This window comes from Velazquezella soli (genome assembly GCF_977018685.1).
On record NZ_CDRNXF010000004.1, the window covers coordinates 2,554,261 to 2,570,769 of the forward strand.

Below are 16,509 nucleotides of genomic sequence, written 5' to 3' on the forward strand. Positions count from 1 at the left end.
TGAGCCCTCAAGGGCTCGAATTCTTGTTGTCGCCCCGGCACGAGGCCGAGGCGTATTTTGGATCGGTATTCCGATTACTTCTGACCGGAATACTTAGCCTGGATTTCGGTCGCGACGTTCGACGGAACCGGTGCGTAGTGATCGAAGGTCATCGAATACTGTGCACGGCCCTGCGACATGGAGCGCAGGTTGTCGACGTACTTGAACATGTTCGCGAGCGGAACGTGAGCGTTGATAACGATCGCGATGCCGCGCTGTTCCTGGCCCTGGATCTGGCCACGACGGGAGTTCAAGTCGCCGATCACGTCACCGACGTAATCTTCCGGGGTCACGACTTCGACCTTCATCATCGGCTCGAGAAGCTGTGCGCCAGCCTTCTTTGCCGCTTCACGGAAGCAAGCACGCGATGCGATTTCGAACGCGAGGACCGAGGAGTCGACGTCGTGGAAGGCGCCGTCCATCAGGGTTGCCTTGACGCCGAGCATCGGGAAGCCCGCGAGCGGACCCGAAGACAGAACGCTCTCGATACCCTTCTGAACGCCGGGGATGTATTCCTTCGGAATGGAACCACCAACGATCTTGGATTCGAACTTGAATTCGTCGCCATCCGGGTTCGGTTCGAAGACGATCTTGACGCGCGCGAACTGACCGGTACCACCGGACTGCTTCTTGTGCGTGTAATCTTCTTCGTGCGTGCGTGTGATGGTTTCGCGGTAGGCAACCTGCGGCGCACCGACAGTAGCTTCTACCTTGAATTCACGACGCATGCGGTCGACGAGGATGTCGAGATGCAGTTCGCCCATCCCGGCGATGATCGTCTGGCCGGATTCTTCATCCGTCTTGACGCGGAACGAAGGATCTTCAGCAGCCAGGCGGTTGAGCGCGAGGCCCATCTTTTCCTGGTCGCCCTTGGTCTTCGGCTCGATGGCGATCTGGATGACCGGCTCAGGGAATTCCATGCGCTCGAGGATAACCGGGTGCAGCGGATCACACAGGGTGTCGCCGGTCGTGGTTTCCTTGAGACCTGCGAGAGCAACGATGTCGCCTGCAAAGGCTTCTTCGATGTCTTCACGGGAGTTGGAATGCATCTGCAGCATGCGGCCGACGCGCTCGCGCTTTTCCTTGACCGTGTTCATGACGGCCGTGCCCTTGGTGAGCTTGCCGGAATAGATACGGGCGAAGGTGAGCGAACCAACGAAGGGGTCGTTCATGATCTTGAACGCAAGCATCGAAAGCGGCTCATCATCCGACGGATGACGGGCGATTTCGGCTTCGGTCTTGACGTCGATACCGTTGATGGACGGGATGTCGAGCGGCGAAGGCAGATATTCGACAACGGCGTCGAGCAAAGGCTGAACGCCCTTGTTCTTGAAGGCCGTGCCGCAGAACATCGGATGGAACTTGACGTCGATGGTACCACGACGAACCAGCGCACGGATCTTGTCATTGTCCGGCATGATGCCGTTCAAGTAGTTTTCCATGGCTTCTTCATCGATATCGACGACCTGTTCGATCATCTTCTCGCGGTATTCGGCAGCCTTTTCCTTCATGTCGTCAGGAATCTCGACGACGTCCCAGGCAGCGCCGAGCGATTCGTCGCGCCAGATCAGGGCATTCATCTCGATGAGATCGATGACGCCCTTGAACTCGGTTTCTGCACCGATCGGGAGCTGCATGACAACAGCGATGGCGCCGAGACGGGTTTTGATCATTTCTACCGAGCGGTAGAAGTCAGCGCCGGTCTTGTCCATCTTGTTGCAGAAGATCATCCGCGGGACATGGTACTTCTCGGCCTGACGCCAGACGGTTTCCGTCTGCGGCTCTACGCCGGCGTTTGCGTCGAGAAGAGCGATCGCACCGTCGAGCACGCGCAGCGAACGTTCGACTTCAATGGTGAAGTCGACGTGGCCGGGAGTGTCGATGATGTTGAAGCGGCGCATCTTGCCGTCACGGCCCTTCCAGAAGGTCGTGGTCGCAGCGGAGGTGATGGTGATCCCACGCTCCTGCTCCTGCTCCATCCAGTCCATGGTGGCTGCGCCATCATGAACTTCGCCGATCTTGTGCGACTTGCCCGTGTAGTAAAGAATCCGCTCTGTGGTCGTGGTCTTGCCGGCGTCGATATGCGCCATGATACCAAAGTTGCGGTAGTCTTCGATTTTATATTCGCGAGCCATAGGACTGCCTTTCGAAACTCGATCGGGTGAAGATTACCAACGGTAATGCGAGAATGCGCGGTTTGCGTCCGCCATCTTGTGGGTGTCTTCACGCTTCTTGACGGCGCTGCCACGGTTGTTCGAAGCATCCATGAGTTCGCCCGAGAGGCGATCGATCATGGTGGTTTCGTTACGCTTGCGGGCAGCAGCGATCAGCCAACGGATGGCGAGAGCCTGACGGCGCTCCGGGCGAACGTCGACCGGGACCTGGTAGGTTGCACCACCAACGCGACGCGAACGGACTTCGACGTGCGGAGCGACGTTGTCGAGGGCTGTGTGGAAGATGCCGAGCGGATCGGACTTGGCCTTGCCCTGCACGGAGTCAAACGCACCGTAGACAATGCTTTCGGCGACAGACTTCTTGCCGTGAAGCATGATGGCATTCATGAACTTGGTGACGATCAAATCGCCGAACTTAGGGTCCGGATTGATCTCACGCTTTTCTGCACTATGGCGTCGGGACATATTACTCGTCTCTCAAACGGTTTAGACGCTTTATCACGCGGAGAACCTCGCGCAGCGCCGGAAAATTGGAAATCCGAAGGATTACTTCGGACGCTTCGCACCATACTTCGAACGGCGCTGCTTACGGTTCTTGACGCCCTGGGTGTCGAGAACGCCGCGGATGACGTGGTAACGAACGCCTGGCAAGTCCTTTACGCGGCCGCCACGGATCATGACGACAGAGTGTTCCTGCAGGTTGTGACCTTCACCCGGAATGTAGCCGATGACTTCGAAGCCATTGGTGAGGCGAATCTTGGCAACCTTACGCAGAGCCGAGTTCGGCTTCTTCGGGGTCGTTGTATAAACGCGGGTGCAAACGCCGCGCTTCTGCGGGTTTTCCTGCAGAGCAGGAACCTTATTGCGCTTTACCTGTGCCTGACGTGGCTTACGGATCAGCTGGTTTACGGTAGGCATATACCCATCCCTTGCAAAATCTTCTTTCAAGCCCCTTTCGGGACCATTCGGATGCCGTTTCCGGCGGCGACACACACATCTCCTCATGCACGAAACGTGGCCCGATCCGTATCCGGATGGACCACATAAGGCAGAGGACGCATTGAAAACGCGTCGTGCGTGCAGCATTCTTGTAGTCAACGTGCGTTTTTTGGAAACCTGTTTGAGGCGAACTCCGGAGAAAGACTCCCCAGACGCACATGTCTCACATGGTGTCCGATGCCGCGGCGTTTACTGACTTAACCCTTCTGCGTCAAGAGCTGGCCCGAAAATAATGGCGGAAAGCCTTGTTTACCGGGGTTTTTGATCTCCTGAAAAGCCGCCCCAAAACATTAAAGTTTGACCCCGGCATTTCCGTTTGGGAATCACTGAATATGGCAATAAAGGAGGTTTTGGAACATTCCTCGCTCTTGCCTCTTGATGACAATGAAGCGTCAGCCCCTTTACCTGGAGATTGCACATGGCAAACCCCGCCGATAACGACAACACGCTCGATGACCCGATGATTTTCATCATCATCGGCAAGGCTTACGAGACCAAGGGCGGCGAAGGCATTGAGATGCATGTCATCCTGCGCGCACCCGACGATGACTCCGCCGTACGCGAGGCGCTGAACGCGCTGACCGAAGAAGGCTTCCTGGAGGCCGACCTCGATCAGATCGGCGTCCTGACCGACGAGCCGCCGGAAGAGCCGCATGCATCCGCCTATCAGGGTGCGCTCGAAGGCGAAGTCGCGATCATCCGCTTCGACTAACCTGTTTCTGAATTTAGATAAAAGAAAACGCCCGGATCGCTCCGGGCGTTTTTTTTTGTCGTGCGTTCCTGAAAAGAGAGCGCCCGTTTCCGGGCGCCCTACCCTCGCAGCCTTATTCGGCCGGAGTCTTTTCCGGGTTCATGTTCTGCAGCATCGGTGTAGCCGAGCCAGCGCCTGAGCCCTTCTTGCGTTCCTCGAGGATGAGGTCGTCGCGCGAAGTGGCGATGCGGCGGATCTGCGTCATTGTGCCGCCAGTACCAGCCGGGATGAGACGGCCGACGATGACGTTTTCCTTGAGACCCTGCAGCGTATCCGTCTTGCCGGCAATTGCAGCTTCCGTGAGAACCTTGGTGGTTTCCTGGAAGGATGCAGCCGAGATGAAGGACGGCGTCTGCAGCGATGCCTTGGTGATGCCGAGGAGTACCGGGTCGCCAAAGGCAGGCTTCTTGCCTTCCTCGATGAGACGGTCATTGGCATCGTCAAGCTCGATCCGGTCGACATTGTCACCGACGATATACTGGCTGTCGCCGCTATCGGTGATCTCGACCTTCTGAAGCATCTGACGAACAATCACTTCGATGTGCTTGTCGTTGATGACAACGCCCTGCAGACGGTAGACTTCCTGGATTTCGTTGACCAGGTAGGAAGCGAGTGCTTCCACGCCCTTGATCGCCAGGATGTCGTGCGGCGCAGGATTACCGTCGAGGATGTAGTCGCCCTTTTCGATGTAGTCGCCTTCCTGAAGGTGGAAGGGCTTGCCCTTCGGGATCAGGTATTCGACTGCTTCGACACCGTCTTCGGCAGGCTCGATCTGGACGCGACGCTTGTTCTTGTAGTCGCGGCCGAGGCGGATCGTACCATCTATCTCAGCGATAATGGCATGGTCCTTCGGACGACGAGCTTCGAACAGTTCGGCAACGCGCGGCAGACCACCGGTGATGTCCTTGGTCTTGGCGCTTTCCATCGGGATACGCGCCAGAACATCGCCCTGCGATACCTTGCTGCCCGGTTCTACGGACAGGATGGCATCGACGTTGAGGTTGAAGCGGGCGTCACCACCACGCGACAGCTTCATGATCGCACCCGAAGCGTCCTTGATGACGATTGCAGGCTTCAGATCGATACCGCGCGGGGTCGAACGCCAGTCAATAACCTGACGCTTGGTGATACCCGTGGATTCGTCGGTCGATTCCGATACCGAAATCGAGTCGACCATGTCCTCGAAGAACACCGTACCGGCGACTTCCGTCATCATAGGGCGTGTGTAGGGGTCCCACTCTGCAAGACGCTGACCACGACGAACCTTGTCGCCGTCATCGACATGCAGCTTCGAACCGTAGGCAACGCGCTGCGAGGAACGCTCGACACCACGCTCGTCGAGAATGGTAACCGACATGTTGCGGCCCATTGCGACGAGAACGTTTTCCGAGTTGCGCAGCATGTTGCGGTTCTTGATCTGGATCGTGCCCTCATAGGACGCTTCCAAGAACGACGAGTCGACCACGTTAGCCGTACCGCCCAAGTGGAACGTACGCATCGTCAGCTGGGTACCCGGCTCACCGATCGACTGAGCAGCGATAACGCCGACAGCCTCACCCATGTTGACCGGGGTACCGCGCGCAAGGTCACGGCCGTAGCAGATCGAGCATACGCCTGTCTGAACTTCGCAGGTCAGTGCAGAGCGGATACGGATCGACTGAATGCCGGCCTTTTCGATCTCGATGACATCGGGCTCGAGGATCATGCGACCAGCATCGACGATGCGCTCACCCGTGACCGGATGATCGATGTCGTCGAGGGCCGTACGACCGAGAACGCGGGTACCGATGGACGCAACGACCTGACCGGCGTCAACGATGGCGGTCATGGTGAGACCGCTCTCGGTGCCGCAATCGACCATGTTGACGATGCAGTCCTGGGCCACGTCGACGAGACGACGCGTCAGGTAACCGGAGTTCGCCGTCTTCAAGGCGGTGTCTGCGAGACCCTTACGGGCACCGTGGGTCGAGTTGAAGTACTCGTTAACGGTCAGGCCTTCTTTGAAGTTCGAGATGATCGGGGTCTCGATAATTTCACCCGACGGCTTCGCCATCAGGCCGCGCATGCCGCCCAGCTGACGCATCTGGTTCGGTGAACCACGGGCGCCGGAGTGGGACATCATGTAGATCGCGTTCATCGGCTTCTGGCGACCGGTCTCTGCGTCGAATTCGACAGCCTTAATGCGGGCCATCATGTCTTCGGCAACCTTCTCGGTGGCCTTGCCCCAGGCGTCTACGACCTTGTTGTACTTCTCGCCCTGAGTGATCAGGCCGTCGTTGTACTGCTGTTCGTATTCCTTCACGAGGGCTTCGGTATCACCGACGATCTTCACCTTCGAGTCCGGGATGATCATGTCGTCCTTACCGAACGAAATGCCAGCCTTGCACGCGTGGGTGAAGCCGAGCTGCATGATACGGTCGCAGAAAATGACCGTGTCCTTCTGACCGCAGTGACGGTAGACCGTGTCGATCATCTTGGAGATGTTCTTCTTGGTCATTTCCTGGTTGCAGGTCTCGTACGGCACCTTGAAGTTCTTCGGCAGAAGTTCGCCGATGATCATACGACCAGGTGTCGTTTCATAGATCTTGGAAACCGGCTTGCCGTCCTCGTCGACCGTCTTGAAACGACCGCGAATCTTGGCGTGCAGGGTGACGACCTTGTTTTCCAGAGCATGGTGCAGTTCGCCCATGTCCGAGAAGACCATGCCTTCGCCCGGCTCGTTCTGATTGAGGATCGACAGGTAGTACAGGCCGAGAACCATGTCCTGCGAAGGAACGATGATCGGCGCGCCGTTTGCCGGATGCAGAATGTTGTTCGTCGACATCATGAGCACGCGGGCTTCTAGCTGGGCTTCCAGCGAGAGCGGCACGTGAACAGCCATCTGGTCACCGTCGAAGTCGGCGTTGAAGGCCGTGCAGACGAGCGGATGCAGCTGGATAGCCTTTCCTTCAACCAGGATCGGTTCGAAAGCCTGGATGCCCAGACGGTGCAGCGTCGGTGCGCGGTTCAGAAGAACCGGATGCTCGCGGATGACCTCGTCGAGGATATCCCAAACTTCTGGCTTTTCCTTTTCAACCAACTTCTTCGCCTGCTTGACGGTCGAGGAATAACCCTTGGCGTCGAGACGGGCGTAGATGAACGGCTTGAACAGCTCGAGCGCCATCTTCTTCGGCAGGCCGCACTGGTGCAGCTTCAGTTCCGGACCGGTCACGATGACCGAACGACCGGAATAGTCGACGCGCTTGCCGAGAAGGTTCTGGCGGAAGCGGCCCTGCTTGCCCTTGAGCATGTCGGACAGCGACTTCAGCGGACGCTTGTTGGCACCGGTGATGACGCGGCCACGACGGCCGTTGTCGAACAGCGCGTCCACAGATTCCTGCAGCATGCGCTTTTCGTTGCGGATGATGATGCCCGGAGCGCGCAGTTCGATCAGGCGCTTCAGACGGTTGTTACGGTTGATGACGCGGCGGTACAGATCGTTGAGGTCGGACGTCGCGAAACGGCCGCCGTCAAGCGGAACCAGCGGGCGCAGATCCGGCGGGATGACCGGAACGACCTTCATGATCATCCATTCCGGGCGGTTGCCGGATTCCATGAAGTTCTCGACGATCTTCAGGCGCTTCATCAGCTTCTTCTGCTTGAGATCCGATGTGGTCTCAGCAAGGTCCGTGCGAAGGTCGCCAGCGATCTTTTCGAGATTCATCGATGCCAGCATCTCGTAGATGGCTTCAGCACCGATCATCGCCGTGAACTGATCTTCACCGAACTCGTCGATGGCGATCATGTATTCCTCTTCCGACAGAAGCTGATTTTCCTTCAGCGACGTCAGGCCAGGCTCGGTGACGATGTAGTTCTCGAAATACAGAACGCGTTCGACATCCTTCAGCGTCATGTCGAGCAGTGTCGAGATACGCGAAGGCAGCGACTTCAGGAACCAGATGTGGGCAACCGGAGCAGCGAGCTCGATATGGCCCATGCGCTCGCGGCGAACGCGCGACAGCGTGACTTCAACGCCGCACTTTTCGCAGATGATGCCCTTGTACTTCATGCGCTTGTACTTGCCGCACAGGCATTCGTAGTCCTTGATAGGTCCGAAAATGCGCGCGCAGAAAAGACCATCGCGTTCAGGCTTGAACGTACGATAGTTGATCGTTTCCGGCTTCTTGATCTCGCCGTAGGACCACGACAGGATCTTTTCCGGGCTCGCAATCGAGATCCGGATCGAATCGAAGTGCTGTGCGGGCACTGTCGGGTTGAAAAGGTTCATGACCTCTTGGTTCATGCCTGTCTCCTTGATGGGGCGTAACGCCCTCAGTCGGGTCGCGGTACCGGCAAATTCCCGGGATGCCGATCCTCGATCCATAAATGACAATAACCGCAGAATGCGGCAAAACTCCCCTCACCCGATGCAAACTCCACCGGCGGAGGGAATGGCGTGCGCGGTTGCCCCCGCACGCCCCTTGTCAAATTTTATTCAGCCGCGTCGGGCAGTGCGTCAGCCGTATCGAGCTTGGAATTTTCCAGTTCGACCGACAGACCCAGCGAGCGCATTTCCTTGACGAGAACGTTGAAGCTCTCCGGAATGCCTGCCTCGAACGTGTCGTCGCCTCGGACGATCGCCTCGTAGACCTTGGTACGACCTGCCACGTCGTCCGACTTCACCGTCAGCATTTCCTGCAGGGTGTAGGCGGCGCCGTAAGCTTCCAGAGCCCAGACTTCCATTTCCCCGAAGCGCTGACCACCGAACTGAGCCTTACCACCGAGCGGCTGCTGGGTGACGAGCGAGTACGGACCAATCGAACGCGCATGGATCTTGTCGTCCACAAGGTGGTTCAGCTTGATCATGTACATGTAGCCGACAGTCACCTGACGGTCGAAGGCTTCACCGGTACGACCGTCGTACAGGGTCGACTGACCGCTTTCGTGCAGACCGGCCTTCTTCAGCATCGAAGCAACGTCTGGTTCATGCGCACCGTCGAAAACCGGCGTTGCGATGGAGACGCCCTTGCGGGACTGTTCGGCAAGTCTGACCAGCGAGTCATCGTCGAAGTCGACGACTTCGTTCTTGGCCTCACTGGCATACACGTCGGTCAGAACTGTCTTCAGCTCGCCGATGTCCATGGTCTTGCGGTATTCGTCGAGGAGCTCGCCGATCTTCTTACCCATGCCGGCGCAAGCCCAGGCAAGGTGGGTTTCGAGGATCTGACCGACGTTCATGCGCGAAGGCACGCCCAGCGGGTTCAAGCAGATGTCGACATGGGTACCGTCTTCGAGGAACGGCATGTCTTCGACAGGCACGATACGCGAAACAACGCCCTTGTTACCGTGACGGCCGGCCATCTTGTCGCCCGGCTGGATCTTGCGCTTCACAGCGACAAAGACCTTGACCATCTTCATGACGCCCGGAGGCATTTCGTCGCCGCGCTGGACCTTTTCGACCTTGTCCATGAAGCGATGCTCGAGCAGCGACTTCGACTCGTCGTATTGACCACGCAGTGCTTCGATCTCGCCCTGTACCTTTTCGTCTTCGACCGCAAACATCCACCACTGGGAGCGGGGATATTCGGAGACGACGGCGTTGGAGAGCTCGACGCCCTTCTTGAAGCCCTTCGGACCGGCGACAGACGCCTGACCACGGAGCATCTCGATCAGACGGCCGTAGACGTTACGGTCGAGGATCGCCTGTTCGTCGTCGCGGTCCTTGGCGAGGCGTTCGATTTCCTCGCGTTCGATCGCCATCGCACGTTCGTCCTTTTCGACGCCGTGACGGTTGAAGACGCGAACTTCGACGACGGTGCCAAACGTGCCCGGAGGCATACGCATGGACGTGTCGCGAACGTCGGAAGCCTTTTCACCGAAGATGGCGCGCAGAAGCTTTTCTTCAGGCGTCATCGGGCTTTCGCCCTTCGGTGTGATCTTGCCGACGAGGATGTCGCCCGGCTGAACTTCGGCGCCGATATAGACGATGCCGGCTTCGTCGAGGTTCTTCAGCGCTTCTTCCGATACGTTCGGAATGTCGCGCGTGATTTCTTCAGGACCAAGCTTCGTGTCGCGCGCCATCACTTCGAATTCCTCGATGTGGATGGAGGTGAACACGTCGTCAGACACGATGCGCTCGGACATGAGGATCGAGTCTTCGTAGTTGTAGCCGTTCCAAGGCATGAACGCGACGAGCGCGTTGCGGCCGAGAGCCAGGTCACCGAGGTCGGTCGAAGGACCGTCAGCGATGATGTCGCCCTTGTTCAGAATGTCGCCGACGGCGACCAGCGGACGCTGGTTGACGCAGGTATTCTGGTTGGAGCGCTGGAACTTCTGCAGGCGGTAGATATCGACGCCGGACTTGCCGGATTCGAGATCTTCCGTCGCACGGATAACGATACGGGTCGCATCCACCTGGTCCACAACACCGCTACGCCGGGCAGCAATAGCCGCGCCGGAGTCACGCGCAACCACGGGCTCCATGCCGGTGCCGACGAACGGCGCTTCGGCGCGAACCAACGGAACCGCCTGACGCTGCATGTTGGACCCCATGAGGGCGCGGTTGGCGTCGTCGTTTTCGAGGAACGGGATCAGAGCCGCTGCGACGGAGACGAGCTGCTTTGGCGAAACGTCCATCAGGTTGACGGTGTCGCGCGGGGACAGCATGACTTCGCCGGAATGGCGGCAGACCACGAACTCTTCAACGAAGGTGCCTTCGGAGGTGAGTTCCGAGTTCGCCTGCGCAACGTAGTACTTCGCCTCTTCCATAGCGGAGAGATAGACGACGTCCTTCGTGACCTTGCCATCGATGATCTTGCGGTACGGGCTTTCGATGAAACCGTACTTGTTGACGCGGGCAAAGGTTGCAAGCGAGTTGATTAGACCGATGTTCGGGCCTTCCGGCGTTTCGATCGGGCAAATACGGCCGTAGTGGGTCGGATGAACGTCGCGGACTTCGAAGCCTGCGCGCTCGCGGGTCAGACCACCCGGGCCAAGTGCCGAAAGACGACGCTTGTGGGTGATTTCCGAAAGCGGGTTCACCTGGTCCATGAACTGCGACAGCTGCGAGGAACCGAAGAATTCGCGAACCGCGGCAGCAGCCGGCTTCGCATTGATCAGGTCCTGCGGCATGACGGTGTCGATCTCGATAGACGACATGCGTTCCTTGATGGCGCGCTCCATGCGGAGCAGGCCGAGACGGTACTGATTTTCCATCAGTTCGCCGACGGAACGAACACGGCGGTTGCCGAGGTTGTCGATGTCGTCGATTTCGCCCTTGCCGTCACGCAGTTCGACGAGCATCCGGACCACGGCCAGGATATCGTCCTTGCGCAGAACGCGCATCGTGTCTGGAGCGTCGACGTCGAGACGCATGTTCATTTTCACGCGGCCGACGGCGGAGAGATCGTAACGCTCCGAATCGAAGAACAGCGAATTGAACATGGCTTCGGCCGAGTCCATCGTCGGCGGCTCGCCCGGACGCATGACGCGGTAGATGTCGAACAGTGCATCCTGACGATGCTCGTTCTTGTCTGCGGCCAGCGTGTTGCGGATGTAGGCGCCAACATTGATGTGGTCGATGCCGAGAACCGGGATCTCGTCGAAACCGTGGTCGAGGATGACCTTGAGGGTCTTCTCGTCGATTTCGTCGCCGGCTTCGAGATAGATCTCACCCGTCGAGTAGTTGACGATGTCTTCGGCCAGATAGTTGCCGTAGAGGTCGTCATTCGTTGCCTTGATGGCCTTGAGGCCCTTCTCGGTCAGCGAACGAAGCAGACGCGGGGTCAGCTTCTTGCCGGATTCCACAACGACTTCGCCCGTATCGGCGTCAACCATTTCCGAAAGCGCCTTGGCACCCTTGAGGGTTTCGGCGTTGAACGGAATGCGCCAGCCTTCGCCGTCGCGAACATAGTTGGACTTCGTATAGAACGTCGACAGGATTTCTTCGCCGTCCATGCCGAGTGCCATCAGCAGCGACGAGACGGGGATCTTGCGGCGACGGTCGATACGCGCGTAGACGATATCCTTGGCGTCGAATTCGATGTCGAGCCAGGAACCGCGATACGGAATGACGCGAGCAGCGAAAAGCAGCTTGCCGGACGAGTGGCTCTTGCCCTTGTCGTGGTCGAAGAACACGCCTGGCGAACGGTGCATCTGAGACACGATGACGCGCTCGGTACCGTTCACGATGAACGTGCCGTTGTCGGTCATGAGCGGCATGTCGCCCATGTAGACGGACTGTTCCTTGATGTCCTTGATGGACTTCGCGCCCGTATCCTCGTCGATATCAAACACGATGAGACGCAGCGTCACCTTGAGAGGCGCTGCGTAGGTCAGATCGCGCTGACGGCATTCTTCGACGTCGAACTTCGGCGGTTCGAATTCGTAGGACACGAATTCGAGCATGGAAGCGCCGGAGAAATCGCTGATCGGGAAGACAGACCTGAACACGGAGTTCAAACCTTCGTCCGGACGACCACCCTTCGGCTCTTCAACCATCAGAAACTGATCGTAAGACGCCTTCTGAACCTCGATAAGGTTCGGCATTTCTGTGACTTCGGGGATTTTCCCGAAAAACTTGCGTACGCGCCTGCGACCGTTAAATGAAAGGGTCTGAGCCATCGTCGCTCCTTCAAAATTGCATCCGGGCCTGCAACGGACGGGGTTCGCTGGCCAGTCGATCCCGTCGAACATGGTATTCTCAAACTCGTCCTACTTCCCGAAAGCGAAAGGCCGGATTGCCTTCTCGGTTCGGTTCAGGACCATCCTCTTGAGAACCCATTACCCAGGGGCCGTTTTCACGATCCCTGGGTAATAGTTTCGGAGGAAGAAAGCGGGGGAGACTGATCTCCCCCACCGTATTCCGATATTACTTGACGTCGACCTTGGCGCCTGCGTCTTCAAGCTTCTTCTTGAGGTCTGCAGCTTCAGCCTTGGAAACGGCTTCCTTGACAGCCTTAGGAGCGCCTTCGACGAGGTCCTTAGCTTCCTTCAGGCCGAGACCTGTGATTGCGCGGACTTCCTTGATGACGTTGATCTTGTTAGCGCCGGCTTCAACGAGGATAACGTCGAATTCGGTCTTTTCTTCTTCAACGACAGCAGCAGCACCGCCGCCAGCAGCAGCAGCTGCGACAGGAGCAGCAGCCGAAACGCCCCACTTTTCTTCGAGCATCTTGGAAAGCTCAGCAGCTTCCAGAACGGTCAGGGCGGACAGGTCTTCAACGATCTTTGCGAGATCAGCCATTTTATCAGTTCCTTATATTCGGTTCGAACTTGGTTTTGAACAGCGAAAAACCGCCTTACGCGGCTTCGTCCTTCTTTGAGTAAGCCGCAAACACGCGAGCAAGCTGAGCTGCTGGTGCGGATACAACCGTTGCAATGCGGGTAGCCGGGGCGTTCAAGAGGCCCAGCAGCTTGCCACGAAGCTCGTCCAGCGAAGGCAGGGTCGCAAGCGACTTGACTGCTTCTGCGTTGAGCGTGGTTGTTCCCATGGCTCCACCGAGGACAACGATCTTGTCGTTGGTCTTGGCGAAATCCACGACGACTTTGGGAGCAGTGATCGGGTCATTGCTGTAGGCAATGAGTGTCTGACCGGTGAAGAGATCGGAGATCCCTTCTGCTTCCGTACCCTGAAGAGCGATCTTGGCCAGGCGGTTCTTCGCGACTTTGACGGTGCCGCCAGCAGCACGCATTTTTGAACGGAAGTCGTTCATCTGCGCAACTGTGACACCAGCATAGTGGGCCACGACAACTGAACCAGAAGCCTTGAAGACTTCATTCAGCTCCGTGACGAATTCGCGTTTTTCCGCTCTTTCCACTGTCTGTCTCCAGTTGATAGGACCGCAATCCTGCAGGCCCTACCGGGTTTGCCTTTGCCTCGAACGATCGTTTGACGGACCGTCCGTGGCGGTTGAGGATCCTGTCCCCCCGCTCTGTCGCCAAGAAGGCTTCAGGCTTAAGGCACACAAGGCTCGAACCGAATTGACAACGCCGGAGCGCCGAAAATCTGCGTTCTTACCCGTCTCATGCAGGCCAAGTGATTAAGGGAAACCACCTGCAATCTCGGACAGGAATTCCGGATTTATCCGGAAATTCCCGCTCCCCGAAGGGAGAGGGAATTCATGCAGCCGGAGCCCGAAGGCTCCGGCAATTCATTACGCGGCTGTGACCGACGAAGGTTCGATCTTGACGCCTGGGCCCATCGTCGACGAAATCGCGACGCGCTTTAGGTAGTTGCCCTTGGCGCCAGCCGGCTTTGCCTTGATGACGGCGTCAGCGAAGGCACGGATGTTTTCTTCGAGTGCCTTGGCATCGAAGGAAGCCTTGCCGATGCCGGCGTGAACGATACCGGCCTTCTCGACGCGGAACTCGACAGCGCCGCCCTTGGAAGCCTTGACGGCTCCGGCAACGTCCATGGTCACAGTACCGACCTTCGGGTTCGGCATCATACCACGCGGGCCGAGAACCTTACCGAGACGACCGACGAGCGGCATCATGTCAGGAGTTGCGATGCAACGATCGAAGTCGATCTTGCCGCCCTGAACGATTTCCAGCAGGTCTTCTGCGCCAACAATGTCTGCACCAGCAGCCTTGGCTTCATCAGCCTTGGCGCCACGTGCGAAAACAGCAACGCGAACGTCACGGCCGGTGCCGTTCGGCAGGTTGACAACGCCGCGGACCATCTGGTCTGCGTGACGCGGGTCAACGCCGAGGTTCATCGAGATTTCGACGGTTTCGTCGAACTTAGCCGTCGCACGTTCCTTGACCATCGAGATGGCTTCGGTGAGAGCGATGAGCGTTGTCGGATCCACGCCTTCGCGGATCTTCTTCATGCGCTTTGCGAGCTTTACCATGTTAAGCCACCACTTCCAGGCCCATGGAGCGGGCAGAGCCCTCAACCATCAGCATTGCGCCTTCGACGTCGGCTGCGTTGAGATCCTTCATCTTACCTTCGGCGATCGCACGGACCTGAGCCTTGGTGATGGTACCGGCCTTGCCACCCTTGCCTGGTGTCTTGGAACCGGATGTGATCTTCGCTTCCTTCTTCAGCCAGTAAGTAACCGGCGGCTGCTTCATCGCGAAGGTGAAGGACTTGTCCTGGTAGTAGGTGATGACGACCGGGATCGGCATACCCTTTTCCATTTCCTGCGTGGCGGCATTGAACGCCTTGCAGAATTCCATGATGTTGATGCCACGCTGACCAAGCGCCGGGCCGATTGGCGGGGACGGGTTAGCCGATCCTGCCTTGACCTGAAGCTTGAGCTGGCCTGCTACTTTCTTAGCCATTTCTCTGCCTTTCGTTATGGACCGATATCTTGGTCCGAAATGCCGGATTGACCGGCGGCTGCGGTTGCGTGGTGCGGCTTACCGAGGTCCGGCTAGACCCCTCACCTTCCACGCGGGTTACGGCAAACGCCGCACAGGGCCGCCAACTCAATGGCAGCCCATATTCAAAAACAATCAGACCTTCTCGACCTGAGCGTATTCGAGCTCCACCGGAGTGGCGCGGCCAAAGATCGACACTTCGACCTTGAGGCGCGAACGCTCTTCATCGACATCCTGAACAACGCCGTTGAACGACGCGAACGGACCATCGGAAACACGAACCTGTTCACCAACCTCGAACGAGATCGAGGACTTCGGCCGCTCGACACCTTCCTGAACCTGACCGAGGATACGATCGGCTTCGGAGTCAGGGATCGGAACAGGCTTGTTGTCGGAACCAAGGAAGCCGGTAACCTTCGGCGTGTTCTTGATCAGATGGTAGGCTTCGTCCGTCAGGTTCGCACGAACCATGACGTAGCCTGGGAAGAACTTGCGTTCGCTATCGACCTTTCGGCCGCGACGCACTTCCACAACCTTTTCCGTCGGAACGAGGATCTGTTCGAACAAATGCTCAAGCCCCTTCTGGCGAGCCTTGTTCTCGATGTCCTCAGCGACCTTTTTCTCAAAGTTCGAATATGCGTGGACGATGTACCAGCGGGCCGCCATCTTAATACTCCAGGATCAAACGCTGACGTTCAGCACGAAGCCGAGCAACCAGCCAATAAGCTGGTCCGCAGCGAAGAAAAACAGCGCCGCAACCACGACCATGACCAGAACCATAATCGTCGAGATCGTGGTTTCACGGCGGGATGGCCAAGTGATTTTAGACGCTTCGGAACGAACCTGCTTGAAGAACGTTGCCGGATTGGTTTTGGATGCCATCGATTGCCCACGCAATTACGGCACGTAAAGCCGATATCGTTCAGCCCCACGCACCGCGTGTCTGTTGTTCCCTACATAAACACCCATTTCCCGTTAAACAAGAGGAAAAAGGTGCCTACATGAAATTCCCAACTTTGGACAACAACCGCTCAGCGCCTATCAATTACAGTCGCAAGCTATGTGTTGTGCGAAGGCTGGCAGGGGCAGCCGGGCTTGAACCGACGACCTGCGGTTTTGGAGACCGCCGCTCTACCAACTGAGCTATACCCCTTCAAACCGAAGACTGACGGACCATCAAGATCCTCTCCGTCACCGGCTAGGCGCTCCCTTTAAGACGCTGCGCCGGACTTGGCAAGAGCG

12 protein-coding genes and 1 tRNA gene are annotated in these 16,509 nt (G+C 57.7%); 1 reads left to right on the forward strand and 12 read right to left on the reverse strand.

The genetic code is table 11. The features are described from left to right. Window positions 1-74: 74 nt before the first annotated feature. The 3 genes from fusA to rpsL all read right to left on the reverse strand — a co-directional run bounded on the left by fusA (window position 75) and on the right by rpsL (window position 3,131). On the reverse strand, window positions 75-2,174 hold the full coding sequence (gene fusA / locus AC0JZ8_RS16010) for an elongation factor G (protein ID WP_062453161.1): 2,100 nt from the start codon (window positions 2,172-2,174) through the stop codon (window positions 75-77). Window positions 2,175-2,207: 33 nt separating this feature from the next. After that, window positions 2,208-2,678: a 30S ribosomal protein S7 gene (gene rpsG, locus AC0JZ8_RS16015; RefSeq protein WP_062580266.1), complete on the reverse strand. Its 471-nt coding sequence runs from the start codon at window positions 2,676-2,678 to the stop codon at window positions 2,208-2,210. An 81-nt stretch (window positions 2,679-2,759) separates the two neighbouring features. Further along, window positions 2,760-3,131: a 30S ribosomal protein S12 gene (rpsL, locus tag AC0JZ8_RS16020; protein ID WP_042618537.1), complete on the reverse strand. Its 372-nt coding sequence runs from the start codon at window positions 3,129-3,131 to the stop codon at window positions 2,760-2,762. A 499-nt stretch (window positions 3,132-3,630) separates the two neighbouring features. On the opposite strand from rpsL, the gene AC0JZ8_RS16025 reads away from it, so the two are divergent. Continuing rightward, window positions 3,631-3,924, forward strand: coding sequence for a hypothetical protein (locus tag AC0JZ8_RS16025; RefSeq protein ID WP_062453163.1), 294 nt, complete (start codon window positions 3,631-3,633; stop codon window positions 3,922-3,924). A gap of 112 nt (window positions 3,925-4,036) precedes the next feature. Here AC0JZ8_RS16025 and rpoC read toward each other — a convergent pair whose 3' ends face one another. The 9 genes from rpoC to AC0JZ8_RS16070 form a co-directional block, all read right to left on the reverse strand. Further along, window positions 4,037-8,245: a DNA-directed RNA polymerase subunit beta' gene (gene rpoC, locus AC0JZ8_RS16030; RefSeq protein WP_092665502.1), complete on the reverse strand. Its 4,209-nt coding sequence runs from the start codon at window positions 8,243-8,245 to the stop codon at window positions 4,037-4,039. 188 nt (window positions 8,246-8,433) lie between these two features. Next, a complete protein-coding gene (rpoB, locus tag AC0JZ8_RS16035) occupies window positions 8,434-12,564 on the reverse strand; it encodes a DNA-directed RNA polymerase subunit beta (protein ID WP_062454716.1) in 4,131 nt (1,376 codons plus the stop codon). A gap of 247 nt (window positions 12,565-12,811) precedes the next feature. After that, complete coding sequence (gene rplL / locus AC0JZ8_RS16040) at window positions 12,812-13,186, reverse strand: 50S ribosomal protein L7/L12 (protein WP_062453165.1); 375 nt, start codon at window positions 13,184-13,186, stop codon at window positions 12,812-12,814. Window positions 13,187-13,241: 55 nt separating this feature from the next. Then, on the reverse strand, window positions 13,242-13,760 hold the full coding sequence (gene rplJ / locus AC0JZ8_RS16045; protein ID WP_062453166.1) for a 50S ribosomal protein L10: 519 nt from the start codon (window positions 13,758-13,760) through the stop codon (window positions 13,242-13,244). 336 nt (window positions 13,761-14,096) lie between these two features. Beyond that, the gene (gene rplA / locus AC0JZ8_RS16050; RefSeq protein ID WP_062453167.1) at window positions 14,097-14,795 is read right to left on the reverse strand and encodes a 50S ribosomal protein L1; all 699 of its coding nucleotides are present in this window, start codon (window positions 14,793-14,795) and stop codon (window positions 14,097-14,099) included. A gap of 1 nt (window position 14,796) precedes the next feature. Continuing rightward, the gene (gene rplK, locus AC0JZ8_RS16055; RefSeq protein ID WP_062453168.1) at window positions 14,797-15,228 is read right to left on the reverse strand and encodes a 50S ribosomal protein L11; all 432 of its coding nucleotides are present in this window, start codon (window positions 15,226-15,228) and stop codon (window positions 14,797-14,799) included. A 174-nt stretch (window positions 15,229-15,402) separates the two neighbouring features. After that, window positions 15,403-15,933, reverse strand: coding sequence for a transcription termination/antitermination protein NusG (gene nusG, locus AC0JZ8_RS16060; protein WP_062453169.1), 531 nt, complete (start codon window positions 15,931-15,933; stop codon window positions 15,403-15,405). Window positions 15,934-15,948: 15 nt separating this feature from the next. Further along, on the reverse strand, window positions 15,949-16,149 hold the full coding sequence (gene secE, locus AC0JZ8_RS16065; RefSeq protein WP_062453170.1) for a preprotein translocase subunit SecE: 201 nt from the start codon (window positions 16,147-16,149) through the stop codon (window positions 15,949-15,951). Between the two features lie 195 nt (window positions 16,150-16,344). Then, a tRNA-Trp gene (locus AC0JZ8_RS16070) sits at window positions 16,345-16,420 on the reverse strand. Window positions 16,421-16,509: the final 89 nt, after the last annotated feature.

Excerpts from the sequence above, each read along its gene's own strand:
- secE (WP_062453170.1), bottom strand. The coding sequence starts at position 16,149 with ATGGCATCCAAAACCAATCCGGCAACGTTCTTCAAGCAGGTTCGTTCC.
- rpsG (WP_062580266.1), bottom strand. The coding sequence starts at position 2,678 with ATGTCCCGACGCCATAGTGCAGAAAAGCGTGAGATCAATCCGGACCCT.
- rpoC (WP_092665502.1), bottom strand. The coding sequence starts at position 8,245 with ATGAACCAAGAGGTCATGAACCTTTTCAACCCGACAGTGCCCGCACAG.
- rplL (WP_062453165.1), bottom strand. The coding sequence starts at position 13,186 with ATGGCTGATCTCGCAAAGATCGTTGAAGACCTGTCCGCCCTGACCGTT.
- rplA (WP_062453167.1), bottom strand. The coding sequence starts at position 14,795 with ATGGTAAAGCTCGCAAAGCGCATGAAGAAGATCCGCGAAGGCGTGGAT.
- rpsL (WP_042618537.1), bottom strand. The coding sequence starts at position 3,131 with ATGCCTACCGTAAACCAGCTGATCCGTAAGCCACGTCAGGCACAGGTA.
- AC0JZ8_RS16025 (WP_062453163.1), top strand. The coding sequence starts at position 3,631 with ATGGCAAACCCCGCCGATAACGACAACACGCTCGATGACCCGATGATT.
- rpoB (WP_062454716.1), bottom strand. The coding sequence starts at position 12,564 with ATGGCTCAGACCCTTTCATTTAACGGTCGCAGGCGCGTACGCAAGTTT.
- nusG (WP_062453169.1), bottom strand. The coding sequence starts at position 15,933 with ATGGCGGCCCGCTGGTACATCGTCCACGCATATTCGAACTTTGAGAAA.
- rplK (WP_062453168.1), bottom strand. The coding sequence starts at position 15,228 with ATGGCTAAGAAAGTAGCAGGCCAGCTCAAGCTTCAGGTCAAGGCAGGA.
- fusA (WP_062453161.1), bottom strand. The coding sequence starts at position 2,174 with ATGGCTCGCGAATATAAAATCGAAGACTACCGCAACTTTGGTATCATG.